The sequence below is a fragment of the Phytohabitans kaempferiae genome, from assembly GCF_042433955.1.
Classification (GTDB): Bacteria; Actinomycetota; Actinomycetes; order Mycobacteriales; family Micromonosporaceae; genus Phytohabitans; species Phytohabitans kaempferiae.
In genome coordinates, this window is sequence record NZ_JBHLUH010000042.1 from 45256 (window position 1) to 71494 (window position 26239).

Annotated in this window: 20 protein-coding genes; 15 read left to right on the forward strand and 5 right to left on the reverse strand. The window is 71.0% G+C overall.

The features are described 5' to 3' along the window. The first annotated feature begins 7 nt into the window (after nucleotides 1-7). Genes ACFFIA_RS21670 through ACFFIA_RS21685 form a run of 4 tightly spaced genes read left to right on the forward strand, consistent with a single transcriptional unit; the run spans nucleotide 8 to nucleotide 6261 of the window. Nucleotides 8-754, forward strand: coding sequence for an aspartate/glutamate racemase family protein (locus ACFFIA_RS21670; RefSeq protein ID WP_377253435.1), 747 nt, complete (start codon nucleotides 8-10; stop codon nucleotides 752-754). 53 nt (nucleotides 755-807) lie between these two features. Continuing rightward, nucleotides 808-2874, forward strand: coding sequence for a hydantoinase/oxoprolinase family protein (locus ACFFIA_RS21675; protein WP_377253436.1), 2067 nt, complete (start codon nucleotides 808-810; stop codon nucleotides 2872-2874). 8 nt (nucleotides 2875-2882) lie between these two features. After that, complete coding sequence (locus ACFFIA_RS21680; protein ID WP_377253437.1) at nucleotides 2883-4877, forward strand: hydantoinase B/oxoprolinase family protein; 1995 nt, start codon at nucleotides 2883-2885, stop codon at nucleotides 4875-4877. Beyond that, nucleotides 4864-6261 (forward strand): amidase, encoded by a 1398-nt coding sequence (locus ACFFIA_RS21685; RefSeq protein WP_377253438.1) that lies wholly within the window; start codon nucleotides 4864-4866, stop codon nucleotides 6259-6261. Before ACFFIA_RS21680 ends, ACFFIA_RS21685 begins: the two co-directional genes overlap by 14 nt. Here ACFFIA_RS21685 and ACFFIA_RS21690 read toward each other — a convergent pair. Further along, nucleotides 6212-7492 carry a pyridoxal phosphate-dependent aminotransferase gene (locus ACFFIA_RS21690; protein WP_377253439.1) on the reverse strand — a complete coding sequence of 427 codons (1281 nt, stop codon included), beginning with the start codon at nucleotides 7490-7492 and terminating at the stop codon, nucleotides 6212-6214. The genes ACFFIA_RS21685 and ACFFIA_RS21690 overlap by 50 nt on opposite strands. 106 nt (nucleotides 7493-7598) lie before the next feature. On the opposite strand from ACFFIA_RS21690, the gene ACFFIA_RS21695 reads away from it, so the two are divergent. The 11 genes from ACFFIA_RS21695 (at nucleotide 7599) to ACFFIA_RS21745 (ending at nucleotide 20984) form a co-directional block, all read left to right on the forward strand. Beyond that, nucleotides 7599-8525, forward strand: a complete 927-nt coding sequence (locus ACFFIA_RS21695) for a LysR family transcriptional regulator (protein WP_377253440.1) — start codon at nucleotides 7599-7601, stop codon at nucleotides 8523-8525. 226 nt (nucleotides 8526-8751) lie between these two features. Beyond that, the gene (locus ACFFIA_RS21700; protein ID WP_377253441.1) at nucleotides 8752-9561 is read left to right on the forward strand and encodes an SDR family NAD(P)-dependent oxidoreductase; all 810 of its coding nucleotides are present in this window, start codon (nucleotides 8752-8754) and stop codon (nucleotides 9559-9561) included. Next, the gene (locus ACFFIA_RS21705; RefSeq protein WP_377253442.1) at nucleotides 9546-11153 is read left to right on the forward strand and encodes an acetate--CoA ligase; all 1608 of its coding nucleotides are present in this window, start codon (nucleotides 9546-9548) and stop codon (nucleotides 11151-11153) included. The genes ACFFIA_RS21700 and ACFFIA_RS21705 overlap by 16 nt, the downstream gene beginning before the upstream one ends. Further along, nucleotides 11150-13489 (forward strand): molybdopterin guanine dinucleotide-containing S/N-oxide reductase, encoded by a 2340-nt coding sequence (locus tag ACFFIA_RS21710; RefSeq protein ID WP_377253443.1) that lies wholly within the window; start codon nucleotides 11150-11152, stop codon nucleotides 13487-13489. Before ACFFIA_RS21705 ends, ACFFIA_RS21710 begins: the two co-directional genes overlap by 4 nt. Further along, on the forward strand, nucleotides 13470-13985 hold the full coding sequence (locus tag ACFFIA_RS21715; protein ID WP_377253444.1) for an OsmC family protein: 516 nt from the start codon (nucleotides 13470-13472) through the stop codon (nucleotides 13983-13985). Before ACFFIA_RS21710 ends, ACFFIA_RS21715 begins: the two co-directional genes overlap by 20 nt. Before the next feature lie 39 nt (nucleotides 13986-14024). Beyond that, nucleotides 14025-14933, forward strand: a complete 909-nt coding sequence (locus tag ACFFIA_RS21720; RefSeq protein ID WP_377253445.1) for an ABC transporter permease — start codon at nucleotides 14025-14027, stop codon at nucleotides 14931-14933. Further along, complete coding sequence (locus ACFFIA_RS21725; protein WP_377253446.1) at nucleotides 14926-15873, forward strand: ABC transporter permease; 948 nt, start codon at nucleotides 14926-14928, stop codon at nucleotides 15871-15873. The genes ACFFIA_RS21720 and ACFFIA_RS21725 overlap by 8 nt, the downstream gene beginning before the upstream one ends. After that, nucleotides 15870-16877, forward strand: coding sequence for an ABC transporter ATP-binding protein (locus ACFFIA_RS21730; protein WP_377253447.1), 1008 nt, complete (start codon nucleotides 15870-15872; stop codon nucleotides 16875-16877). Before ACFFIA_RS21725 ends, ACFFIA_RS21730 begins: the two co-directional genes overlap by 4 nt. Further along, entirely contained in the window at nucleotides 16874-17908 is a 1035-nt protein-coding gene (locus ACFFIA_RS21735; RefSeq protein WP_377253448.1) for an ABC transporter ATP-binding protein, read from the forward strand. Before ACFFIA_RS21730 ends, ACFFIA_RS21735 begins: the two co-directional genes overlap by 4 nt. Further along, the gene (locus ACFFIA_RS21740) at nucleotides 17905-18672 is read left to right on the forward strand and encodes an SDR family NAD(P)-dependent oxidoreductase (protein WP_377253449.1); all 768 of its coding nucleotides are present in this window, start codon (nucleotides 17905-17907) and stop codon (nucleotides 18670-18672) included. Before ACFFIA_RS21735 ends, ACFFIA_RS21740 begins: the two co-directional genes overlap by 4 nt. Nucleotides 18673-19475: 803 nt before the next feature. Continuing rightward, nucleotides 19476-20984: an alpha/beta hydrolase-fold protein gene (locus ACFFIA_RS21745; protein WP_377253450.1), complete on the forward strand. Its 1509-nt coding sequence runs from the start codon at nucleotides 19476-19478 to the stop codon at nucleotides 20982-20984. Nucleotides 20985-21242: 258 nt separating this feature from the next. Here the strand turns inward: ACFFIA_RS21745 and ACFFIA_RS21750 are convergent, their stop codons facing one another. From ACFFIA_RS21750 to ACFFIA_RS21765, 4 genes are all read right to left on the reverse strand, one after another. After that, complete coding sequence (locus tag ACFFIA_RS21750) at nucleotides 21243-22232, reverse strand: LacI family DNA-binding transcriptional regulator (protein WP_377253451.1); 990 nt, start codon at nucleotides 22230-22232, stop codon at nucleotides 21243-21245. Nucleotides 22233-22340: 108 nt separating this feature from the next. After that, complete coding sequence (locus tag ACFFIA_RS21755; protein WP_377253452.1) at nucleotides 22341-23852, reverse strand: aldehyde dehydrogenase family protein; 1512 nt, start codon at nucleotides 23850-23852, stop codon at nucleotides 22341-22343. Continuing rightward, on the reverse strand, nucleotides 23849-25060 hold the full coding sequence (locus ACFFIA_RS21760) for a fumarylacetoacetate hydrolase family protein (protein ID WP_377253453.1): 1212 nt from the start codon (nucleotides 25058-25060) through the stop codon (nucleotides 23849-23851). Before ACFFIA_RS21760 ends, ACFFIA_RS21755 begins: the two co-directional genes overlap by 4 nt. Next, nucleotides 25057-26238 carry a mandelate racemase/muconate lactonizing enzyme family protein gene (locus tag ACFFIA_RS21765; RefSeq protein ID WP_377253454.1) on the reverse strand — a complete coding sequence of 394 codons (1182 nt, stop codon included), beginning with the start codon at nucleotides 26236-26238 and terminating at the stop codon, nucleotides 25057-25059. The genes ACFFIA_RS21760 and ACFFIA_RS21765 overlap by 4 nt, the downstream gene beginning before the upstream one ends. Between the last annotated feature and the right edge of the window lies 1 nt (nucleotide 26239).

A 26239-nucleotide genomic window follows, 5' to 3' on the forward strand; every position in this document is an offset into this window, starting at 1 on the left:
AGGAACCATGGCCCGCCGCATTCTTTTGATCAACCCCATCGGGGTGGACATCTTCGACCAGCTCACCGTCGACCTGGTGCGGCCGGACCTGCGCGAGGACACCGAGGTCGTCTGCCGCAGCCTCGACGGCGTGCCGCGCAGCCCGTCCCTGGCCAGCCCGGCCCAGTTCCACAACCAGCTGATCACGATGGTCGCCGGCGCGGCCGGCGAGGGCTTCGACGCGGTCGGTATCTCCTGCTGCGGCGACCCGGCGCTGTCGGCCTGCAAGTCGGTCTCGACGATCCCGGTCACCGCGCCTTTCGAGGCGGTGTGCGCGGCGGCTCGCTCGCTCGGGCCGTTCACGGTGCTGCGGCGCACCCTGCCGCCGGCCTTCGCGGCGACCATGCCGACCCAGCGCAACGGCCACTGGATGCGCCACCTGGTGCGCTCGTACGGAATCGCGCCGGACGACGTGAGCTTCCGGACCGTACCGGTGGCCAGCCACCCGAGCCCGGAGGAGGTGGCCGAACTGGCCGACCGGGATCCGGGGCTGCTGCGGGAGAAGGTGCTCGCCGCGATGGCGGAGGCGGCCGCCGGCGCGGGACTCAAGCAGACCCTCGCCGCCGCGGAGGATGACGGCGCCACGGCGGTCTTCTTCGCCTGCACGTTCTGGGGCGGGCTGCTCGGCCCGGTGCGCGAGCAGTCACCGATCGCGGTGCTGGACCCGCTGACCGTGGTGGCCAAGTACACCGAGTACCTCGCGACGATCGTCTGATCCGGCCGGCCAGTATGCCGGCCCGTACCACCTGAGCGAAGGGAAGCGCCGTAGTGGCATCGGGTTTGACCCTGGGAGTGGACGTCGGTGGGACGTTCACCGACTTCATCGTCGTCGACGAGGCCGGCGCCGTGCACTGCTTCAAGGTGCCCAGCACGCCGAAGCGGCCGGCGCAGAGCACCGTCACCGGCTTCGGTGAGATCGTCCGCGAGCTGGGCCTGTCCGGGGAGCGGCTGGCCGCGATGCAGCACACCCACAGCAGCACCATCGCCACCAACGCCGTCATCGAGCGGCGCGGCCCGGCGATCGGGGTACTGGTGACCGACGGCTTCCGGGACCTGTTCGAGCTTCAGCGGCTGGCCGTACCGGACCCGCTGCGCTACGACTCGCAGCGGCCGGTCCCGCTGGTGGCCCGGTCGCTGGTGGCCGAGGTGACCGAGCGGATGGGCTTCGACGGGGGTACCGTCACGCCGCTGGACGAGGAGCGGCTCGTCGCCGAGGCCCGCCGGCTGCTGGGCCGCGGCGCCGAGAGCTTCGTGGTCTGCTTCCTGCACGCGTACGTCAACGGTGCGCACGAGGTGGCCGCGCGGGAGGTGCTGCGCCGCGAGTTCCCGGACGTGCCGGTGGAGGTCTCCTCGGAGGTGTGGCCGCAGGCACGCGAGTACGAGCGGGCGACCCTGACCGTCATCAACGCCTCGATCCGGCCGATCATGCAGGCGTACCTGGACGAGATCGCCGAGGGGATGCGCGGGCACGGGCTGGTCAACGAGGCCACGATCGCCCGATCCAACGGCGGGATGCAGCGGGCGCACACGATCCGGGCCTGGCCGGTGGCGGCCCTGCTGTCCGGGCCGGCCGCCGGGGTCGCCGGGGCGGCCCGCGCGGCGGCCGAGTCCGGCTGGGACCGGGCCGACCTGATCACCATCGACGTCGGCGGGACCAGCGCCGACATCGGTGTGGTACGGGCCGGTTCCCCGTTGCTCAGCGCCGAGGAGACGATCGCGCAGATGCCGGTGCTGGTGCCGACCATCGCGGTCTCCGCGATCGGTGCCGGCGGCGGCTCGATCATCTGGGTCGACGAGCTGGGCACGCTCAAGGTGGGGCCGCAGAGCCTCGGCGCTGACCCGGCACCGGCCTGCTACGGCAAGCAGGACCACACGCCGGGCTTGTCAGACGCGTTCCTGCTGGCTGGCTGGCTCAGCGACGAGCAGCGGCTGGGCGGCCGGATCGGGCTCTCGGTCGACGGCGCCCGCACCGCGCTGTCCCGGGTCGCGGACCGGATGGGCGCCTCGGTGGAGGACGTGGCCGACGGCGCGGTGCGGATCGCGATCGCGATGATGGCGGCCGAGGCCAGCAAGGTGCTCGCCCGGCGCGGCGTGGACGCGCCGGCGTTCCGGCTGGTCGCCTTCGGCGGTGCCGGCCCCCTGATCGGTGCTCTGCTGGCCGAGGAGATCTACGTGGACTCGGTGCTGATCCCGCCGACCCCGGGGGCGCTGAGCGCCTTCGGCGCGGCGCGCAGCGACCTGGAGGGTGACCTCGTCGCGCCGGTCTACCGCAAGCTGTCGGTGGTCGAGCCCGGCGACATCGCCGCAGCCTGGAAGTCTACAAAGGACCGGGCTGCCGAGTGGCTGACGAACGAGCAGGCATCGCTCCCGGTCACCGGGACCGTCGTCTCCTGGTCGCTGGAGATGCGGTACGAGGGGCAGGGCTTCGACGTCAACGTGCCGGTGGAGGAGCGGTGGCTCGTCGACGGTGACGCCGCCGCGCTCGGCGAGGCGTTCCACCGGGCGCACGAGGCGACCTTCGGGCACGCCAGCCGCGGCAGCGACATCTGGGTCAAGGAGATGCGCGCGCACATCGTCAGCGTCGTGGCGAAGCCGGAGAGCGTGCACATGGCCGGGACCGGCCGGACCGGCGACCCGGTGCTGGGCCGGCGGGAGATCCGGCTGGCCGGCGGGACGGTCACCGCGACCGTCTACGACCGGGCTCTGCTTTCGGTGGGGCAGGAGCTTGCCGGTCCGGCGATCGTCGAGCAGATGGACACGACGGTGCTGGTCCCGTCCGGCTGGCGGGCCGAGGTCGACCCGTCCGGTTCGCTGCAGCTGCACCGGGTCAAGTGAGGAGACAAATGAACGCCCAGCCGCGTACGGACATCGAGGCGACCGTCGTGGACGAGGTGCTGGCGAACCTCTTCCAGGCCATCGTGGACGACATGGCCGCGATGACGCTGCGCTCCGCGTACACCACCTTCGTCAAGGAGACCGAGGACTTCGGCACCGGTCTGATCACTGTGGACGGTGACCTGGTCGCCTACCCCGGCTCGCTGGGCGCGAAGACGGCGATGGGCGTACCGCTGCGGGCCGGCGTCGACCCGGCGTACGAGTGGGAGGAGGGCGACATCCTCATCACCAACGACCCGTACTTCACCGAGGGGATGGTCACCCACCTCAACGACATGTACGTGTTCAAGCCGGTCTTCGCCGGCGGCGAGCTGGTCTGCTTCTCCTGGGGCTTCATCCACTGCACCGACGTGGGCGGCGCCGTGCCGGGCAGCATCACCTTCCACAGCCACGAGATCTACCAGGAAGGGCTGCGACTGCGGCCGGTCAAGCTCTACAAGCGCGGCGTGCTCAACGAGGACGTACGGCACATCTTCGAGGACAACTGCCGCATCCCGGTGGACAACTGGGGCGACATCTCGGCGCTGATCGCGGCGGTGAACTCCGGCGAGAAGCGGGTCCGCGGGCTGGTCGACAAGTACGGCCGGGAGGCGGTCACCCGGGCCATGTCCGCCACCATCGACACCACCGAGCGGCTGGCCCGCGGCGCGCTGCGGCGCATCCCCGCCGGGGAGTACCGGTTCACCGAGTTCTTCGAGGACGACTACGTCTCCGGCGTACCCGTGAAGATCGAGGTGTGCCTGCGAACCAGCGGCGACGGGCAGGTGACGCTGGACTTCACCGGCTCGGACCCGAAGGTGCGCTCCGCGCTCAACCTCGCCGCCGGCGGGCAGCCGCACCACCCGTTCCTGTGCCGGGCGATCATCAACTTCGTCGGCACGTTCGCACCTGGGATCCGGCTCAACGTCGGCATCCTGCGCTGCGTCGACCTCGTACTGCCGCCAGGGTCCGTTGTGGACGCTCCCGAGCCGAGCGCGTGCGGGCTGCGGATCGGCACCGTGCTGAAGGTGCACGACGCGGTGCTGGGCTGCCTGGCCCAGGCACTGCCGGACTCGGTGCCGGCGGCCGGCGCCGGGCAGGTCGTCATCACCTACGTGTCCACATCGGAGCTGGGACGAGCCGGCCGGGTCGTGGTGGCCAACCCCGTGCAGGGCGGCTCGGGTGGCGGCCCGGCAATGGACGGGGTCTCCGGCGCCGACCGGCCGGTGGCGTTCCTGAAGAACGTGCCGGTCGAGGTACTCGAGGCGGAGGCACCGGTACGGGTCCGGCGGTTCGGCCTGCGCCCAGACTCGGAAGGGCCGGGACAGTTCCGCGGCGGCTTCGGCATCCGCTTCGACGTCGAGCTGACCGCGCCGAACGCCACGCTCGTCATGCGCGGCCAGGACCGGCACGTGTTCAATCCGTGGGGCGTGCACGGCGGGCAGGCGGGCAGCAACGCCGGCTGCTTCTCCACCACCGACACCGACCCGGTCTACCTGGGCAAGATCAATCTGCACCGGCCCGCGCTCGGCGAGACGATCAGCATCTTCGGCGCCGGCGGCGGCGGGTACGGCGACCCGCTCGACCGGGAGCCGGGCCGGGTCCTCGCCGACCACGTCAACGGCTTCGTCTCGGCGGAACGGTCCCGTGACTGCTACGGCGTGGTCCTCGCCGGCGATGCGGTCGACGAGGACGCGACCGCTCGGCTGCGCGATCGGATGCGGGCCGAGCGCGGCGCGCGGGAGTGGGTCGACCTCGGCACCGCCCGCCGGGACTGGCAGGAGCGCAACGGTCTGGCCAGCCGGCTGATCACCGAGTGGGTGTGGAGCCTGCCGCCGGCGGTCCGCACCGACGCCAAGGTGTACGCCTTCCAGAGCCTGGCCAAGCTCGGCGACGGCCCGTACACCGAGCAGGACGTCCGGTCGGTGATCGCCTCGGCGGGCGGGCTCGGTGCCAAGCGCTGACCCGCACCTGCTGCCGGCGTGGCAGCTGGTCCGGCTGCTCCGCGAAGGCGAACTCTCCCCGGTCGAGGTGACCAACCACTTCCTCGACCGGATCGAGCGGCTCGACGGCGCGCTGCACTGCTTCGTCACCGTCGACCGGGAGGGGGCCATCGCCGCCGCGCGGGCCCTGGAGCGGCACCGCGCCGGCGCCCTCTACGGCCTGCCCGTCGCGGTCAAGGACCAGTACCTGACCCGCGGGCTGCGCACCACCGGCGGCTCGGCGCTCTACCGCGACCACACGCCCGACGAGGACGCGGCCTGCGTCGAGCGGATCCGGGCCGCCGGTGGGATCGTGCTCGGCAAGACGAACACCCCGGAGTTCGGGCTGCACTGGCGGACCCGCAACCGGGTCGCGCCGGAAACCCGGAACCCGTGGGACACCGGCCGCTCGCCGGGCGGCTCCAGCGGCGGCTCGGCCGTGGCGGTGGCGGCCGGCCTGGCACCGCTCGCGCTGGGCAGCGACTGCGCCGGCTCGATCCGGCTGCCGGCCGCGTTCTGCGGTGTCACCGGGATCCTGCCCGGCAACGGCCTCGTGCCCCGGCACGGCGGTCTCGGCGGGTCGCTTCAGTTCACCGGCATCGGCCCGATCGCGGGCGGGGTGCGGGACGCGGCGCTGCTACTGCAGGTCCTGGCCGGCTACGACCCGCGTGACCCGACCGGCCGGCGGGACGCCGCGTTCCGCTGGCCTGGCCGGCGCGGCGTGCGCGGCCTGCGGGTGGGCTGGTGGTCGCCGCAGGTCGTGGCGGGCGGGAACGAGCGGGTGGTCGGCGCGGTGCGGGCCGCGGTCGCCCAGATCGCCGAGGCGGGGGTGTTCTTCGACGACGCGGGACTGGCCCTCGGAGACGAGGAGTGCCAGGTCGCGTTCACCCGCATGACGTACGCCGACCGCTACGCGTCGCAGGGCCGCGAGCTGCTCGCCGACCCCGGTACGGCGGCGCAGCTGACGCCACTGGTACGGCAGCGGTTCGAGGCCGGCGGGCGGGTCACCGGCGCCGAGTACGCCGAGGCGCTGGCGGTGCGCTTCCGGGCCGCGCAGCAGGTGGCCGACGCGTTCGACCGGTACGACGTGCTGGTCAGCCCGACGGTCGCGTTCGTCGCCGTGCCGCCGCCGGAAGACGACTGGACGTGGCGCCCGGCCGGCATCACCGACTACACGTACCTGGCCAACTTCGTCGGCGTCCCCGCGGTGAGCGTGCCGTGCGGGCTCGTTGATGGGCTGCCGGTCGCCGTCCAGCTCATGGCCCGCACCGAGGCGGCGGCCGTGCGGGCCGCCGCCACGCTGGAGGATGTGCTCGTCACGCGTGTTTCGCGACCATCTGTCGCAGGCGGTCCAGCCCTTCGGTGAGGGCGTCGTACCCGGGGCCGAAGGAGAAGCGCATCCACGACGTGTACGGGCTCGCGCCACGGCGCCGGCGCCCCGGATTGACGTCGAACAACTGCCCGGGAACCGTGATCACCTTGAACTCCAGCGCCCGCCGGAAGAACTCCATACCGTCGTTGAGCGGCGCGGGCAGCCCGTCCAGGCAGCCCCACACGTAGAAGGTGCCGGCTGGTTCGGCGTCGACCACCACGCCCATGTCGCGCAGGGCGGCCACCGCGTGGTTGCGCTTGCGGGCGAACTCGGCGCGCACCGCGGCCGTCTCCTGCCGGGCGTACCCGGGCTCGAGCGCGGCCAGCGCGGCCCGCTGGACGAGCCGCGACGGCCCGCCGTCCATGCCGCTGCCGACCCGGTCGATGACGGCGATGGTGCCGGGCGGCCCGAGCACCCAGCCCAGCCGCCAGCCGGGGTACCGGAAGTTCTTGGTCAGCCCGTCGAAGATCAGTACGTCGTCGGTGTCCGGGTCGGTCACGTGGGCCGCGGCGCTGACCGGTCCCTCGGCGGGCAGCCACTGTCCGGCCTGCCCGGGAACGTAGTGGTAGTGGCTGTAGAACTCGTCGACGAGCAGGGCGCAGCCGGACGCCCCGGCGTAGCGCACCAGGTCGTCGAGCCGTTCGCCGCTGATCACCGCGCCGGTCGGGTTGCAGGGGTTGGACAGCAGGAAGGCCCCGACGCCGGAGCGCTCGACCAGCCCGCCGAGGTCGGCCGCGCCGAGCCGGAAGCCGTCCTCGGGCCGGGTACGCACCGGCACCGGGGTGACCCGGGACAGGTGCAGGCTCAGCATGTCCTCGTACGCGGAGTAGTCGGGCAGCATGTAGCCGACATTGGTCTCGCCGAGGGCGGCCAACGCGCGGCTGAGCGCCAACCGTCCACCTTGGACGATTGCGACGTGGTCGGCGGTGTACCGGCCGGCCCGCCCGCGCCGGAAGGTGTCGTTGTAGTAGGCGGCCACCGCCTCGCGCAGTTCGCGGGTGCCGCTGACCGGACCGTATGCGTGATCGGACGGCTCGAGGTCGACACGGGCGATCCGCTCGGGCGCGTCCGGTAGCGGGCCGACCTCCGGCTGGCCCTGGCCCAGGTTGATCCAGTCCGGGTCGCCCAGTGCGAACCCGACCTTCGTCGCCTCGTCCAAGACGAAGATCACGCCCATGAACGGGACGTCTCGCAGATGTGCGGGCTGCGACGCGGCGATGGTCACGGTGGCCCCCCTTCTCCTCGTTTCCTCTCGCATGCTCGGTGCCTGCAACTGGTGCCACAAGACGCCAGAATCTTTCGGATCGGTAAGTTCTGGTTATGATTCGCCGATGATCGACATGCGTCAGCTGGTCATGTTCCGGCAGGTCGTGGAGGCGGGTTCGTTCTCGGCGGCGGCTCGGGCCATGCGCTGCACGCAACCGGCGGTGAGCCAGCAGATGAAGGCGCTGGAGCGTGCCGTGGGCGGGCCGCTGTTCGCCCGGGTCGGCCGCGGCCTCCAGTTGACCGAGGCGGGGCATGCCCTGTCTCGGTACGCGACCGACATCCTCAACGGGGTGGCCGTGGCGCAGCAGCAGGTCCGGGCGATCGCGACGGAGATGGGCACGGTACGGCTGTGCGCCTTCCCCAGCGCCAACGCCACATTGGTGCCAAAGGCGGCGGCGACTCTCAAGAAGCGGCATCCGCACCTGCGCCTGGAGTTGCTGGAGGACGAGCCGCCGCAGTCCTACCAGACGCTGCGGCGGGCGCGGTGTGACGTGGTGGTCGCGTTCACCTACGAGCCCGGCAAGATCCGCCCGGCCGACGTCGGGATGCTGGAGGTGCCGCTGTTGGCCGACCCGCTGGTGTTGCTGGTCCCGGCCGGTGACCCGCTGGGCGAGCGGGAGTCGGTTGCGCTGGCCGAGCTCGCCGACGCGACCTGGATCGCCGGGTGCCCACGGTGCCGCCAGCAGTTCCTCAAGGTCTGCCAGAGCGGCGGGTTCAATCCCTCGATCGCCTGCGCCACCGACGACAACATGGCGTTGCAAGGCCTGGTCGCGGCCGGGTTGGGCCTGGCCCTCGTGCCGGCGCTGGTGCTGGCGTTCATGCGCCATCCGGACCTGGTGGCGGTGCCGGTGGAGCCGGTGAGCCGTCGGCGGGTCTCCGCGTACACGTGGCCGGACCTGGCCCGCACCAGCGCGGTCGCGGCGACGCTGGCGGCGCTGCGGGAGGCGGCCCGCCGGTTGGATGCCCCCGCCGGCACACTCGCGCTGGCCTGACCGGGCGAACGGCACCGCGACGCGGGCGCGGCGGGCAACGGCCCGGGTCGCCGCCCAGGCAGGCGACTCAGTCAATCCAGGATCTTAAATGTTAAGAGTGCGTTCCGATCTCTGTACCGACCGTCCGGTCTAGTGTAACGTCGCCCTGGCCGGGGAGCGTGACGGGCGTCTCCCCGGCTCTGTGGCAACGGCAGGTCGACCGGCACGAGAGGTGACCGAGCGGAACATGACGAATCAGAACGCCGTACGTGACGCCGAGACCGCCACCGCGACCGCCAGCGGCGCCGATCTGGCCGGGAAGGTCGCGTGGATCACTGGGGCGGGCCGGGGACTGGGCCGGGCCATCGCCGTCGGACTCGCCGCGGCCGGTGCCCGGGTCGCGCTCACCGCGCGCAGCGCGGACCAGCTCAAGGATGTCGCCGACGAGATCGACAGCCGTACCGGCGGGCCGACCCTCGTGTTGCCCGGCTCGGTCTCCGACCCGGCGGTGGTAGCCGACCACGCCGCCCGTGTGGTCGGCGAGCTGGGACGGCTGGACGTACTGGTCAACTCGGCCGGGATCAGCCCCTCGGTGGTGCGCAGCGAGCACCTGACCGACGCCGACTGGCAGCAGATCCTCGACATCAACCTGACCGGTACCTTCTACTGCTGCCGGGAAGCCGGCCGGTACATGCTGGCTGCCGGCTCGGGCAGCATCGTCAACGTCTCGTCCGTGCACGGCCACACCGCGGTGGAACGGATGTGCGCCTACGCGGCCAGCAAGGGCGGCGTGGAGTTGCTGACCCGGACGCTGTCGGTGGAGTGGGCCGACCGGGGCGTACGGGTCAACAGCCTGGCGCCCGGATACTTCCGCACCCAGCTCACCGAGGCGTACGTGGCCAGCCGGCACGGTGCCCGGGTGATGTCCCGGATCCCGATGGCCCGGATCGGAGAGACCAGCGAGTTGGTCGGCGCGGCGGTCTTCCTCGCCGGCGACGCATCCTCGTACGTGACCGGCGCCAGCCTGGTGGTCGACGGCGGATGGACCGCGCAGTGAGCCCGCCGTGGGACTGGGACGCGCAGGCGCGGGCGGTCGGCGCGCGGGCGGACGGCACGTTCAACGCGGCCACGATGCGCCTGCCGCAGGAGCGGGCGGTGGTCTGGCGCCGCGCGGATGGCACCGCCACCGCGTACTCGGCCCAGCAACTGCGCCGCCGCGCAGGGGAGATGGCGGCCGTCCTGGCGGAACTGGGAGTCGGGCGCGGTGACCGGGTCGCCGGGCTGATCGGCCGGCGCCCGGCCTCGTTCTGCGCGGCGCTGGCGACGTGGTGGCTCGGGGCGGTCTACGTGCCGCTGTTCACCGGCTTCGGCGGCGACGGCCTGCGAGTACGGCTGGCCGACAGCGCGCCCAAGGTGGTGTTCACCGACCCGGCCAGCCGGGACGGGCTCGGCGCGGTGCAGGACGGCTTACCCAGCTTCGAGGTCCTCGTCGTCGGCGGGCCCGCCGGGTCAGGTGACATCGGACTCGACGCGATGCTGGCCCGGCCACGCACCGCCCCGGCTGTGGTGGAGACCGGCCTGCACGACCCGTCCACCATCATGTACACCTCGGGCACGACCGGGCGCCCCAAAGGCTGTGTGATCCCGCACGCGGCGATCGTGAGCCTGCTGCCGTACGTGCGGCACTGCCTGGCGGTCGGCCCGGGCGACGTGCTCTTCTCCGGCGCCGACGCGGGCTGGTCGTTCGGCCTGTTCACCACCGGCCTGGCGCCGATGTCGCAGGGCGTGAGCCGGGTGATGTACGAGGGTCCGTTCAGCACGCCGGGCTGGTGGGCGTGCGTACGGGAACAGAGCGCGACGCACGTGGCCGCCGCCCCGACGGCGTTCCGGCAGCTCGCCACCGGCGGCGCCGAGCTGGTGCCGGCCGAGTTCACCGCGGCGACCAGCGCCGGCGAGCCGCTGGACGAGCCGACCGTCCGCTGGTTCCAGGAGCACGCCGGCGTTGTCGTGCACGACAGCTACGGCCTCTCCGAGCTGGGCATGGTTACCGGCAACCTGCGCAACCCGCCGCATCCGTCGGTGGCACCCGGCTCGATGGGGGTCGCGCTGCCCGGGTTCGAGGTGGCCCTGCTGGACGAGGGCGGTAACCTGGCCAGCGGCGAGGCGACCGGCCGGGTCGCCGTACGGGACAACGGCTTCTTCCTCAGCCGCGGGTACTGGGGGCGGCAGCAGGAGTGGGACGACCGCCTGGTGGACGGCTGGTTTCTGACCGAGGACCTGGCCCGCCGCGACGAGCAAGGCCGGTTCTGGTACGTGGGCCGCGCCGACGACGTCATCGTCACCGCCGGCTACAACGTGGGCCCGAACGAGGTGGAGACCGCGCTGCTGTCCCATCCCGCGGTCGTCGATGCGGCCTGCGTCGGTGAGGCCGACCCGGTCAAGGGCCAGGTCGTCGCCGCGCACGTGGTGCTCGGCGTACCCGCCCCGGACGACCTGCTCGGCGAGCTGCGCCGCTGGGTGGGGGAGCGGGTCGGCTGGCACGCGGCCCCGCGCCGGGTGCACGTGTGCCCCGAACTACCACGGACCGCGAGCGGGAAGGTGCAACGGCACCTGTTGCGGGCCGCCGGCGCGGGACCGGTGAGCCGATGACGAGCCAGCGGCCACACAGCTCGCACTGGGGGGCCTTCACCGCCGAGGTCCACGATGGACGGTTGGTCGGCGTGCTGCCGCCGCCCGGCGACCCGGCGCCGTCCGCACTACTGCCGGCCATCGCGGATGCCCTGCACTCCGACGTGCGGGTCGCCGCCCCCGCGGTGCGGCGCGGCTGGCTGGAGCACGGCCCCGGCGCGACCTCGCAGCGGCGCGGCGCCGACGACTTCGTCGAGGTGAGCTGGGACCGCGCCCTCGACCTGGTCGCCGGTGAGCTGGACCGGGTACGGCGCGAGCACGGCAACCCGGCCATCTTCGGCGGCTCGTACGGATGGGCGAGCGCGGGCCGCTTCCACCACGCCAAGACCCAGCTCGCCCGGTTCCTCAACCTCTTCGGCGGCTGCACCGACCAGAAGTTCAACTACAGCTACGCGGCCGCGTCGGCGATCCTGCCGCACGTGGTCGGCACCGGCGGCCCCACCGCTGGCGAGGTGACCTCCTGGGACGTGATCGCAGAGCACACCCGGCTGTGGGTGATGTTCGGCGGCGCCCCGCTGAAGAACACGCAGGTCGAGTCCGGCGGCATCACCCGCCACTCGGCCGAACACTGGCTGCGGACCGCACGGCGCAACGGCACCGGGTTCGTGGCGGTCACCCCGATCCGCGATGACGCCGCCGCCTTCCTCGACGCGCAGTGGCTGCCGGTACGCCCCAACACCGACACCGCCGTCATGCTCGGCCTGGCGCACACGCTGCTGGTCGAGGAACTCTACGACCGGGACTTCGTCGCGCGGTACTGCGTCGGGTTCGACCGCTTCCGCCGGTACCTGGAGGGCGCCGACGACGGCCGGCCCAAGACGGCCGAATGGGCGGCGCAGATCGCCGGTCTGGACGCCGGCGCGCTGCGCGAGCTGGCCCGGCGCATGGTCGCCGAGCGGACGATGATCACCTCCACCTGGTCGCTTCAGCGCGCGGACCACGGCGAGCAGCCGTTCTGGATGACGGTGGTGCTCGCCGCCATGGTCGGACAGATCGGCCTGCCCGGCGGCGGGTTCGGCTTCGCCTACGGCGACACCGCGGGCATCGGCAACCGGCGCTACCCGTTTCCGGCCCCCGCCCTGCCGGCCGGCACCAACCCCACCGGCAGCACGATCCCGGTCGCCCGGATCGCGGACATGCTGCTGCACCCCGGCGAGCCGTACGACTTCGACGGCGAGCGCCGCCGGTACCCGGACATCCGGTTGGTCTACTGGGCCGGCGGCAACCCGTTTCACCACCACCAGGACATCAACCGGCTGCTGCGCGGCTGGCGCCGCCCGGAGACCATCGTGGTGCACGAGCCGTGGTGGACGGCAACCGCCCGGCACGCCGACATCGTGCTGCCGGCCACCACGACGCTGGAGCGCAACGACATCGGCGCCTCCTCCCGCGACGACGTGATCGTGGCGATGCACCAGGCGGTCGACCCGGTCGGCCAGGCTCGCCACGACTTCGAGATCCTGGCCGGGCTCGCCGACCGGTTGGGCTTTCGCGAGGTGTTCACCGAGGGGCGCGACGAGGCGGCCTGGCTGCGCCACCTGTACGAGCGGACCCGCCGCGCGGCCGCCCGCAACGGCACCGACCTGCCCGAGTTCGACGAGTTCTGGCGGCGCGGGCGTGCGGAGGTGCCCGGTACCCGCAGCTTCGTGCTGTTCGAAGCGTTCCGCGCCGACCCGGACGCACATCCGCTGCGTACCCCCTCGGGCCGGATCGAGATCTTCTCCGAGACGATCGAGAGCTTCGGCTACGAGGACTGCCCGCCACACCCCACCTGGCTGGAACCGGCGGAGTGGCTCGGCGCGGCAGAGGCGACCCGACATCCGTTGCACCTGATCTCGAACCAGCCACGCACCCGGCTGCACGGGCAGCTGGACATGGGCCGGGTCAGCCGGGACAGCAAGGTGAACGGACGCGAGCCCTGCCGGCTCAACCCGGCCGACGCCACCGCCCGCGGCATCCGCGACGGCGACCTGGTACGGCTGTTCAACGACCGCGGCGCGTGCCTGGCCGGCGCGGTGCTCACCGACGCCGTCCGGCCCGGTGTGGTCGAGCTCGCCACCGGAGCCTGGTACGACCCGCGCGAGCCCGGCGTGATCGGCGCGCTCGACCTGCACGGCAACCCCAACATGCTCACCGCGGACCACGGCACCTCGCGCCTGGGCCAGGGCCCGAGGGCGCACAGCGCCCTGGTGCAGGCCGAGCGGTTCGACGGTCCCGCGCCGCCGGTCGCCGTGCTCTCCGCGACACCCGTTTGTGTTTCCGAGGAAGGAAAGACCGATGGCGCAGATGACTCTTGAGCAGATCCCCGCGGACAAGCTAGACCGCGTCGACCAGATCAGTGTGAGCACCCGGTACCTGGGGCGCTACCAGTCGGTCAGCTCCATCCGGGACGTCCCGGAGGTCTACATCGACGAGCCGCAGTCGATGGGCGGGGTCAACTCCGGCCCGACCGCGCTGGAGTCGACGCTCGCCGCGCTCAACGCCTGTTCGGCGATGATCATGTTCCTGGTCCGCAAGGAGATGAAGTTCGACCTCGGCGCCGTGCGCTTCCAGACCGACGGCTGGGTCGACAAGCGCAGCGTCGAGATGCGCCGGACCAAGCAGCCGTACTCGGCCATCGCGCCGCTCACCGAGCACTACTTCAAGGTGGAGCAGAAGGTGTACATCACCACCTCGGAGTCGGGCGAGCGGCTGGACCACTTCCGCGGCGAGGTGCTGCGGTTGTGTCCGATGCACGCCCTGCTGCGCGACGCGGGCGTACCAGTCGAGTCACAGTGGACGATCGAGAGCTGAGGCGGCCCGCCCGCCCGGAGGCACGCCATGATGGGATATATGACGCGGCGGCTCGTGATCGCCGTACCGACGCTGCTGGGCGTCGCGGTCGTCAGCTTCCTGCTGATGCGCCTCATCCCCGGCGACCCCGCCCGAGTGCTGGCAGGCCCCGACGCCACCGCGGACGACATCGAGCTGATCCGCCGCCAGTTCGGCTTCGACAAGCCGGTGCTCACCCAGTTCCTGGAATACATGGGCCGGCTGGCCACCGGTGACCTGGGCCGCTCGGCGCGCACCGGCGACTCTGTGCTCACCGAGATCGTGGCGCGGTTGCCGTACACGGTCATGCTGGCGGTGCTCGCGACGGCGCTGGCCGTCGTGGTGGGCTGCACCCTCGGGGTGCTCGCGGCGGTCCGCCGCGAGGGCCTGGCCGACCTGATCCTGTCCGGGCTGTCGGTGTTCGGCGTCTCCATGCCGGTCTACTGGGTCGGGCTGCTGCTGGTCATCCTGTTCTCGGTCAACCTCGGCTGGCTGCCGGCCGCCGGCGCCGAGTCCTGGCAGGGCTACATCCTGCCGACGGTGACGCTGTCGTTCTTCACGATCGGCTTCATCTCCCGGCAGATGCGCTCGGCGATGGTCGAGACCCTGGAGATGGACTTCATCCGGACGGTGCGGGCCAAGGGCGTCGGGCGGTGGGCGGTCATCCTGCGGCACGCGGTACGCAACGCGGCCCTGCCGGTGGTGACCGTGATCGGACTCCAGTTCGGACAGTTGCTCGGCGGTGCCGTGATCACCGAGACGATCTTCGCCTGGCCGGGCATCGGGCGACTGCTGGTCGAGTCGATCGGCGCCCGCGACTTCACCACCGTGCAGGGCGCCATCCTGATCTTCGCGGTCGCGCTCATCCTGGTGAACCTGCTGACCGACATCCTCTACGCCTACATCGACCCCAGGATCCGCTATGACTGAGTCGACCGCGCCTTTGACCCCGCTGCCGATCGCCGCGCCCCGCCGCGACCATCTGCTGCGCCGGCTGCTGCGGCATCGCAGCTCGCGCATCGGGCTGATCATGCTCAGTGGCTTTTTCGCGGTGATCGTCTTCGGGCCGCTGCTGGTCGCGGGGAGCCCGACCAGCGACCCGCACTACCAGAACCTCGGCGAGAGCCTCCAGCCACCCTCGGCCAGCCACTGGCTCGGCACCGACCTGCTCGGCCGCGACGAACTGGTCCGGCTCGTCATCGGCGCCCGCTACACCATCCTCATCGGAATCGGCGCGGTCGTGGTCGGCATCCTGATCGGGGTACCCCTCGGCGCGCTGTCCGGCTTCTACCGCGGCTGGGTCGACCTGCTCGTCCAGCGGCTCATCGACATCGTCCTGGCCTTCCCACACTTCCTGCTCGCGCTCGCCCTGGTCGCCGTCCTCGGCCCCGGACTGCGCAACCTGATCATCGCGGTCGCGCTGGCCTCGTTCCCACGCTTCGTCCGGCTGGTCCGCGCATCGGTGCTCAGCGTTCGCGAGCAACCGTTCACCGAGGCCGCGCGGGCACTGGGCGTCAGCGAACGGCGCGTGCTGTGGCGGCACGTGCTGCCCAACTCCCTCACCCCGGTCATCGTCCAGGCGCCCCTCGAACTGGGCAGCGCCATCCTGACCGCCTCCGGGCTCGGCTTCCTCGGCCTCGGCGTACGCCAGCCCACTCCGGAGTGGGGCACGATGCTCGGCGAGTCACGAGACCTGATCTTCAGCAACCCGCGGATGCTGACCTATCCCGGGCTCTGCATCCTCGCCGCGATCCTCGCCTTCAACCTGCTCGGCGACGGAATGCGCGACGTACTCGACCCGCGGCTGCGCTCGCGCAAGCGGCTGCCGCGGCGCCTGCGCCGGCGACTGCCCCGAAAGGCTGGGCGATGACCGCACTGCTCGACGTCAAGAACCTGCGGACGCATTTCCACACCACCAGCGGCGTCTACCGGGCGGTGGACGGCGTCGACCTGACCGTCCACGCCGGACGGACGCTCTGCGTCGTCGGCGAGTCCGGCAGCGGCAAGAGCGTCACCGCCCTGTCCGTCATGGGCCTGATCGACGCACCCGGGCAGATCCAGCCCGACAGCGAGATCCTCTTCGAAGGTCGCGACCTGCTGCGGCTGCCGGAGCGGCAGATGCGTTCCATCCGGGGCCGCGACATCACCATGATCTTCCAGGAGCCGATGACCTCACTCGACCCGGTCTACACCGTCGGCTACCAGATCGCCGAAGCGGTGCGCGCCCACAACGACGTCGACCGCAAGACGGCGACCGAACGCACCATCGAACTCATGCGCCTGGTCGGCATCCCCTCGCCGGAGCGGCGCATCCACGACTACCCCCACCAGATGTCGGGCGGCATGCGCCAGCGCGTGATGATCGCCGCGGCGCTCAGCTGCAACCCCAAGCTGCTCATCGCCGACGAGCCGACCACAGCCCTCGATGTCACCATCCAGGCACAGATCCTCGAGCTCATGAAAGACCTGCGCGACCGCCTCGGCACCGCCATCCTCATGATCACCCACGACCTCGGGGTCGTCGCGGAGATGGCCGACGACGTCGCCGTCATGTACGCCGGCAAGGTCGTCGAGACCGGCGCCGTGGCGGACATCTTCCACCGCCCGCAGCACCCCTACACGGAGGCGCTCCTTCAGTCGGTACCGGTACTGGGCATGAGCAAGGAGCAACCACTGCGGGTCATCCAGGGCACTGTGCCCAGCCCGCTGAACTGGCCCGCCGGCTGCCGCTTCGCCCCTCGCTGCACCGAGGCGTTCGACCGCTGCCGGCAGGAGTTGCCGCCACTGTTCCCTGTGGACAGTCAACAGTCCGCCTGCTGGCTGTGCGAGACCGGAGCCCGCGACTCGGTGGGCGTCGAGGAGATCTACCGATGACCACCGTCGACAAGAGCGCTCCAGACACCCAGGCCGAGGCGAGCGGCGCCGGCCCGCTGCTTTCGCTACGCGATGTGCACACCCACTTCCCGGTACGTGGCGGCGTTTTGCGCCGTACGGTCGGCCACGTCCGGGCCGTGGACGGCGTCGACCTGGAGGTCAGGCGCGGCGAGACACTCGGCCTGGTCGGCGAGTCCGGCTGCGGCAAGTCCACGCTCGGGCGGACCATCCTGCGGCTCATCCCGCCCACCAGCGGGCAGATCCACTTCGACGGCACCGACCTCACCCGGCTGCGACCGGACCGGATGAAGGCGATGCGTCGCCACATGCAACTGATCTTCCAGGACCCGGTGGGCTCGCTCAACCCACGGATGACGGTCCGGAACATCATCGGTGAGGCCCTTCTGGCCCACGGGGTACGCAGCCGCCAGGAACGCCACGAGCAGGTGCGGGACATCATGCAGAGCGTCGGCCTGGACCCCGACGCCGGTGGCCGGTACCCGCACGAGTTCTCCGGTGGCCAGCGCCAGCGCGTCGGCATCGCCCGCGCCCTCGTCCTGCGGCCCCGGTTCATCGTCGCGGACGAACCGGTCTCCGCGCTCGACGTCTCCATCCAGTCCCAGGTGCTCAACCTCCTTGTCGACCTCAAACGCCGGTTCGCGTTGACCTACCTGTTCGTCGCCCACGACCTCGCGGTGGTCGACTACGTGTCCGACCGGGTCGCGGTCATGTACCTGGGCAAGGTGGTGGAGATCGCCGACTCGGTGTCCATCCGGGAACGGCCGCTGCACCCGTACACGGTGGCGCTGCTGTCCGCGATACCACAACCCAGGCCCGGCGAGGCGCGCCAGCGCATCGTCCTGGCCGGCGACGTACCCAGCCCGCTCACACCGCCGTCCGGATGCCGGTTCCGGACCCGATGCCCGATCGCCCGGCAGATCTGCACCGACCTGGAACCGCCGCTGGAGAGTAAGGCCCCGGGACACAGCGTGGCCTGCCACTTCAGCGGTGAGATGGGAGCGACCGCATGACGGGCGACCTGAGCGGCGCGGCGGCGCTGGTGACCGGCGGCGCCTCCGGTCTCGGCCGCGCCACCGCCGCCTCCCTCGTCGAGGCTGGCGCGTCAGTGGTCCTGGTCGACCTGCCCGGCTCGCCCGGAGCCGAAGCCGCTGCCAAGCTGGGCCCACACGCCACCTTCTGCCCGGCCGACGTCTGCGCCGAGGACGACGTGGCGCGGGCAGTCGCCACCGCCACCGAGGCCGGCCCCCTGCGGGTCGTGGTCAACTGCGCCGGCGTCGCGACGCCGGGACGCGTGCTGGGCAGGCGGGGCCCGCTGCCGCTGGACGCGTTCCGCGCGGTCGTCGAAGTCAACTTGGTCGGCACGTTCAACGTACTGCGCCTGTCCGCGGCGGCGATGCGTGCCAACGAACCCGTCGACGGCGAGCGTGGTGTCGCCGTCCTCACCGCCTCCGTCGCCGCCTTCGAAGGGCAGGTCGGGCAGGCCGCGTACGCCGCGTCCAAAGGCGGCGTCGCGGCGCTCACCATCAGCGCCGCCCGAGACCTCGCCGACGCCGGCATCCGCGTGGTCACCATCGCACCCGGCATCTTCGAGACACCCATGCTGCGCGGCCTGCCCGAACCGGTCCAGCAGTCGCTGGCCGCACAGGTGCCACACCCCAGCCGGCTCGGCCATCCCGACGAGTACGCCCAGTTGGTCCGGCACATCATCGACAACCGCTATCTCAACGGCGCCGTCATCCGCTTGGACGGCGCGGTACGCATGGCCCCGCGCTAGCTTCGCGGCGGCCCGAACCGCCGCGGCGTCGGTGACGACCGCTCGGTTGGCGTGAAGCTGGTCAGCTCATTGCTTCTGGCGATCGGGCGTGTGTCGCGTTGCCGCCGCCGGTGTCCTCTCGGCTGCGGAGGCTAGCCGCATGCCCGCGCTGGTACCGCAGCAGACGTCCAGCCCATCGCTGAACGGCCCGAACTCCGGCAGCACGTCGGCGGTCGCGCCGAAGATGATCTCCGAGGTGCGGAACGGCGTGTGGTCGAACCTCGGAGCCAGAGGTCGTGGCCGCGCTCGACCGCGGACAGCGTCTGGGCGGACAGCGTTTGGGCGGACAGTTCGCGCAGAGACGGGGCCTTGAGCCGAGAACACTGGCCGAGGGCAATCTGCGGCCTTCGAATCAGGCGCTCGGCTTTGCGATCGCCGCGGCGTACGCGTTGGCGGCCGTGTCGAACAAAGGCGGGTCGCTGTCCACCGGCATGAGGGTGCGACGTACAGGTTTTGACCAAACGGCGCCGGCTCGCTTGGACCAGCCCGCCTGTTAGGCCGATTGCCGATCATCCTCATTCATGATCCATTGCGTGTGACGCAATGGCTGAAATGCAATACGCAACATGGTCTTGACAGCGTTGCATATCTTCCTACGATCGTTGCAGGCACGTTAACGACCAGATCTATTAGTCCGATCTGGACGGTTTGTTCCATCGAGGGAGAGGCACATGCCCGTGGCACATCCCAAACGCACCCCAACGCCCCGACCAAGTAGACGGTCCACCATCTCGGTCCTGTCAGCCCTATCGATCCTCAGCGCCTTGGCGGCCGGCACGCTCGCCGCACCGGCGGCGACGGCGGCACCGGCGGCGCCCCTTGGGCCGAAGGTGATCCAGACCGACGCACCGCCGACCGGCAACCTGGTGACCTTCCGGTACAAGGCGCCAGAGGGCGTCAATGCCGTGCACATCTACGGCGACTGGTTCTACTCCCAGCCTGAGAACGTCAACTGCAACGACTGCGGCGACGGCCGTCCCCCGTCGCAGTGGCAGCCCGGTGACATCCCTGCCACCCCGTGGCACCTGCTGCCCTTGAAGCGTGGCGCCGACGGCGTGTGGGCGACCAGCGTCCCGCTGCCCGCCGGCACCTTCCGGTACGCCTTTACCCACGACTGCACGAACGATCTGGCGACCGGCTGCACGCTGCACCACGACCCCGCCAACCCGTGGCAGATTCAGCCGCAGTACCCGGGCGCGCCCGGCGCGGTCCGCAGCACGATCTACGTGCCGAACAACCCCTCGTTCCCGACCTACGACAACGCCTTCCAGGCACCAGTCAAGCCGAACAAGACCGGCAAGCTGGAGTCGCGCCGGTACACCTCGCCGCTGTCGACCAACCCGGCCGGCGTGCACGACGTCGTCGTCTACACCCCCTGGGGCTACGACCCCAACCGCGCCACCCCCTACCCAACCCTCTACCTGAGCCACGGCTCAGGCGACAACTCGATCGCCTGGACGATGCAGGGTGTCGCGCACCACATCCTTGAGAACGCGATCGCGGACAAGGCGGCGCAGCCGATGATCGTCGTGTCCACGGACTTCAACGGCCTGCCTGGTGGCAACCAGGGCTACGCGAACGAACTGCGGAACAACGTGATCCCGTTCGTGGAGCAGAACTACAACGTCTCCAAGCGTTCGCAGGACCGCGCGTTCGGTGGCTTCTCGGCCGGCGGCAGTCGAGCCTTCACCGTCATGTACGACAACACCGACCTGTTCGGCTACCACGCCGCATGGAGCTGGGGCGGGCCCGCCGCGAACCAGGCCCAGATCGACCGACTGAAGGCCGTACCCGGCGGCATCCACATCGGCACAGGACTCCAGGACCGCCTGGGCAACATCGCCCAGAACTCACTGGCGCGGGTCGCCGCCCTCAAGGCGGCGGGCGTCGACATCAAGGAGTTCAACGTCAACGGCGTCCACACCTGGGACGTCTGGCGCCAGATGCTCAACAACTACCTGCGCAACGTGGCCTTCCGCACCACGACCACCAGCCTCGAAATCACCACCGCGCCGGCGGGCAACTCGCAGAACCTCAAGCTCACCGCCACCGCCCGGGTCGGCACCGTCACCAACGGCGTCGCCTTCCCGTCCGGCAAGGTCGAGTTCTACGCCGGGGACAACCTCCTCGGCTCCGCCAAGGTGCAGAACGGCATCGCCACCATCAGCAAGAACTTCCACCGCGGCCTGCTCGACGACGGTCCCATCGTCGCCAGGTACCAAGGCGACAAGTTCCTGAACAATTCACAGAGCGCGCCGGTGAACGCCGTGTGAGCTGAGACGCCATCGTCCACATAGAAGACCTCGTCGGGTCTGATCGAGTGTCCACACCCGATCACCCGGCGAGGTCTTCTCGTGCGGCGGCCACATCCACTTCACCGCGCGTCGCGGCGACGCCCAGACGAGCTTTCCCGGGATTGAGCCGGGCCTGGTCGCCGCCGTTGTCCTGTGGGGGCCCAACAAGCCCCGAAGCGCCAGCATGGATCTACCGGTAGTTCCTCGACGTCCAGGTCGGTTGACTCTGCTGGACCACTACGAGCTGCGTGATCCCGGTGAGCGGGCCGTGCTGCTACGAATCGTCAGGTGGGTCGCGAGTTGGATGCGGCATGGAACGGTTCGTTCGGCGTCTGTGACGAGCGCGTGGAGCATCGCCATGCAATGCGTTCCGAGGGTCTCGAAGTCCTGTCCCACTGTCGTCAGCGGGGGAGTGGTGTACGCGGCCTCGGGGATGTCGTCGAACCCGACGACGCTCACCTCCTCCGGCACCTGACGGCCCATCTCGGTCAGCGCCCGAAGCACCCCTATGGCCATGTGGTCGTTGGCGCAGAAGACAGCCGTGACGTCGAGGTCGGAAGCCAGTCGTAGCCCGATTTCGTATCCAGAGCGGGCGGTCCAGTCGCCGGCCATGAAGCGTGGCTGGCGGCCGCTGGCGGCCCGCAGCGTGCGGTGCCAAACGGCCCGCCGCAGCCGGGCCTCGGGGCAGCTCGGAGGGCCGGAGACGTGGTGCACGGTGGTGTGGCCGAGTCCGAGCAGGTGGGCGGTCGCCATGGCCACACCCGCGGAACTGCCGACGTCCACGACGCCAAGGGCTCGGCGTCGACGCGCTCCGATGGTGACGATCGGGAAGGGCTCCGAGGTGAACGTGGTCGGGTCCAGTGGTACGAGCGCCAGCACACCCTCGACGCCCTGGTCGCGCAGGCGGTTCACCGCCGCGCGGAGAGTGCCCTGGGTTGGCGTGTCGGCGCTGGTGATCGTGACGAAGTACCCGGCCGACCGGGCTGCCCGTTCGAAGCCGCCCAGGATCGAGGTGGTTCTAAACGAGACACGGTCCGCGGTGATGACGCCCAAGGTGTTGGAGCGCCGGGTGACCAGCGTGCGGGCCGCCGGGTTGAGCCGGTAGCCGAGCTGGCGTATCGCGTGGTGCACCCGCTCGCGGGTCTCGTCCCGGACGCCCCGGTGGTTGTTGAACACTCGCCAGACGGTGGTGTGTGACACGCCGGCGAGCTGGGCGACGTCCGTCATCGCCGTAGGCCGCGAGGACAGCTGTGAGATCTGGTAAGCAACACCTGTCAATGCGGTTCCTCTCGTCGTGCGCCGCCGGCACCGGCGAGGACAGCGACGGCGGGGCGGTCAGGCGCGGCTCGGCTGCAGGTGCCCGTCGACCCGTCTCGGGATCTCGTGGTAGGCGTCGCGAAGCTCCTCGGGCAGGACCCACTCCGGGGCGTCCTGCCACGCCAGCGGGCGCAGGAACCGGCGGATCGAGGTCGCGCCGACGGACGTGTGCGGTGAGTTCGTCGATGGCCAGGGGCCGCCGTGGTGCTGTGCCCACGCGACGCGTACTCCAGTGGGGTAGCCGTTGAAGACGATCCGGCCCGCGCGGGCGGCCAGCGCGGTGGCCAGGCGCCGTACCGTCGCGCGGTCGTCCCGGTCGGTGGCGTGGATGGAGCCGGTCAGGGACGGCGGGACCGTCGCGATCGCCGCTTGGAGGTCGGACGCGTCCGCGTACCGGACGATGATCATGAGCGGGCCGAAGCACTCCTCGGCCAGGTCGCTGGTCAGGCCGGTCAGGTCGATTTCCAGAAGGGTCGGTGACACGGTGAAACCAGCGGTGTCGGCGGGCGCGGACCGGGCCAGCGGTCTGGCACCGGCCCGTTCGAGCGCCGCCTGCCGTTCCGTGAAAGCGTCGCGGATGCGCTCGTTGAGCAGGACGACCTCGCCGGCCGCGGCGACCCGTTGCCGGAGCGCCTCGACGAGCGTGTCGCCGGTCGGGCCGGACGGGACGAACGCCAGTCCGGGCTTGGTGCACAGTTGCCCACCGGAGCCGGTGAAGGACGCGAACAGGCCGTCGGCGAGATCATCCGTCGCCGCAGCGGCCGGCAGGATGACGATGGGGTTGGTGCTGCTGAGTTCGGCGTAGAACGGGATGGGGTCGTCGCGCTCGTCGATGGCGTTCTGGATGGCGCGGGCCGCACCGATGGAACCGGTCAGCGCGGCGGCCCGTACGAGCCGGTGGCGCACCAGAGCGAGGCCGGCCTGCTGCCCGTACACGAGGGCCACCACGTCGTCGGGTCCACCCGCGCCACGGACGGCGGTCGCGATCGCGATGGCCGAGGCCCGCGACGTCAGGGGGTGGGACGGATGGGCCTTGACGATCACGGGGCAGCCGGCGGCGAGCGCGGAGGCGGTGTCGCCACCTGGTACCGAGAAGGCGAACGGGAAGTTGCTCGCGCCGAACACCGCCACTGGGCCGCTGGGGACGAGCATCCGCCGTACGTCTGGAGCCGGGCCGATCGCTGTCTGGGCGGCGTGGTCGATCGCGGCCTCCAGGTATCCGCCGTCGCGAACCACGTCGCCGAACATCCGGAACTGCGAGGCCGTTCGGGTCAACTCCATGTCGAGGCGCGCGCGGCTGAGGCCGGTCTCCGATTCGGCCACCGCGATGAGATCGGCGCGGTCGGCTTCCAGGGAGGTGGCGATCGCGTCGAGCAGGCGGGCCCGACCGGGTCGGCCGAGTTCGTCCAGCCACGCCGCGGACCTGGCGGCGCGGGCCACGACCGCTTCCAGCCGCTCGTCGTCGGTTTCCAGCAGGCCGGTCTCACGCCGGCGACCGTTGCGTGGATCGACCGTGGTCACCACGTTCACAGCAGTCCCCTTTTGACGAGATTGCCCATGAGGGCTCGGACGCCGAAGTCCCAGGGTTCGCAGTCCTCGGCATGGCGGACCCGGTTGACCAGCGTGCCCAGCGCGGGGGAGCTGATCCGGACGACATCGTCGACCTTGTGGGTGAAACCCTCACCCGGCCGGTCCCGGTCCTGGATCGGGGCGAACATGGTGCCGAGCATCAGGACCGCGCCGTCGGGGTAGTTGTGGTGGGCTCCGATCAGTTGGCGGACAAGGGCGTCCGGGTCGCGCGAGATGCGGGTCATCTCCGAAACCGCGTGCAGCCGGAAACCGTCGCCGCCTTCGATGTCCAGTCCCACCTCCAGCCCTCGTACGCGTTCAAGGTCGAACCTGCCGTCGAAGAGCCGGATGAGCGGGCCGAGCGCACAGGAGGCGTTGTTGTCCTTGGCTTTGGGCAGGAGCAGGGCGGATCGCCCCTCGACGTCGCGGAGGTTGACGTCGTTGCCGAGGGTGGCTCCGACGACCCGGCCGCTGGACTGGACGATGAGCGCCACCTCGGGCTCGGGATTGTTCCAGGTCGAGGCGGCCAGCACCCCGACGGGCACGGCGGTGCCGACGGCGGAGAGGATCTGTCCCTTGGTGAAGATCTCGGCGTCCGGCCCGATGCCCACCTCCAGGTACTGGCTCCAGATGCCTTCCTTGACGAGCAGGGCCTTCAGCCGCTCGGCTTCCTCGGAGCCCGGTGACAGGTCGTGCAGGTCCGCCCCGACTCCGGCGAGCATCCGGCCTCGGATCTCCGCCGCCAGCGCGAGGTCGCCCCGGGCCCGTTCCTCGATGACCCGTTCGATCATCGAGACGGCGAACGTCACGCCGGCGGCCTTGAGCGCCTGGAGGTCCACCGGGGCCAGCAGCCATGGGCGGGTGCGGTCGCGGACCGGCGCCCCCGTATTGGCCAGCACCTCCTCGAAGCCGCCCACGTAACGGCCCTCCAGGTCGGCGACCGTCGTCGCGGGGTCTGGAAGCTCGCACAGGTCACGGACGGTGGGGAAGCGCGCGCTGACGTCGAAGACATCTCCGTCACGGACGAGTACCGGAGACGGCCCGTCCACCGCGGGATCCCAGATCCGTCCGATGAGGACACTATCCGCGGCGTCGTCGGGCAACGCCTCGGCGGCCGTACCGAACCAGTCCGCCTCGCCGGCGAGCGTTTCGGGCGACGCCAGGGTCATGAACTGGCTCCCAGGTTGAAGAAGGAACGCTCGTCAGGGGGGCGGATGTCGTAGACGGCGTCGTGGAACATCCGCAGGGGATGCGGAGTGAAGGGATGCCGCGCGATCGCTTCGAGGTCGAGTTCGATGCCGAGGCCGACGCCGGTGGGGACGAGGACGTCGCCGTCCTCGGTGAGGACGAGCCGCTCGTTCGTGATCTCCGGTCGCCACGGGACGTCGGTCGCCATGATCTCCAGGTAGCGGAAGTTGGGCAGTGTCGCGCCGAGTTGGAGCGTCGCGGCGGTACTCAGCGGTCCGCTCGGGTTGTGCGGTGCGAAGCCGACGTAGCTGGTCGCCGCGAGTGTCGAGATGAAGGCTAGTTCGGCGATGCCGCCGGCGTGGGTCACGTCCGGCTGCACGAAGTCGACCGCCGCACGGTTCAGCGCAGGTGCGAATCCCTGGCGCCCGAACCATCTCTCCCCGGCGGCGATGGGCACCGGGGAGGCACGACGGATGTCGACGAGGGCGTCGAGATTGTCCGGCGGGCACGGTTCCTCGAACCACACCGGGTCGAACTGCGCGATCTCCTTCGCGATTCTGGTCGCGTGGCGGACGTCGAACCGGCCGTGGCCTTCGATGAACAGTTCGACGTCGCGGCCGACGGCGCCGCGGACGGCGTCGATCTGGGCGAGTACGCGGTCCAGTTGGCGGGACGTGATCGCGAGGTCGTAGTTTTCGAAGGGGTCCCACTTCAGGCCGCGGAAGCCGCTTTCGACCGTCTTGCGCGCGGCGGCCGCGTAGTCCTCAGGGGTGACGGCACCGGAGAACCAGCCGTTGGCGTAGGCGCGGACCCGGTCGCGCGTGGCGCCGCCGAGCAGCCGGGAGACCGGTACCCCGAGTTCCCGCGCCGAGATATCCCACAGTGCCATCTCCAGTGCGCTCAACGCGGTCATGATGACCGGGCCACCCCGCCAGTACCAGTCGCGCGCCAGTTCGTAGAGGGTGCCGGCGATGCGGGTCGGGTCGACTCCCACGACGGCCTCGGCGAGTTCCGCTATCGCCCCTTGTACGGCTCTTTCCTTGCCTTCCAAGGTGGCCTCACCGAGCCCGGTGATGCCTTCGTCGGTTTCGACCCGAAGGATCACGAGGTTCGTGCGGTAGAAGTCGACGACGAGCGTGTCGACGGAGGTGATTTTCATG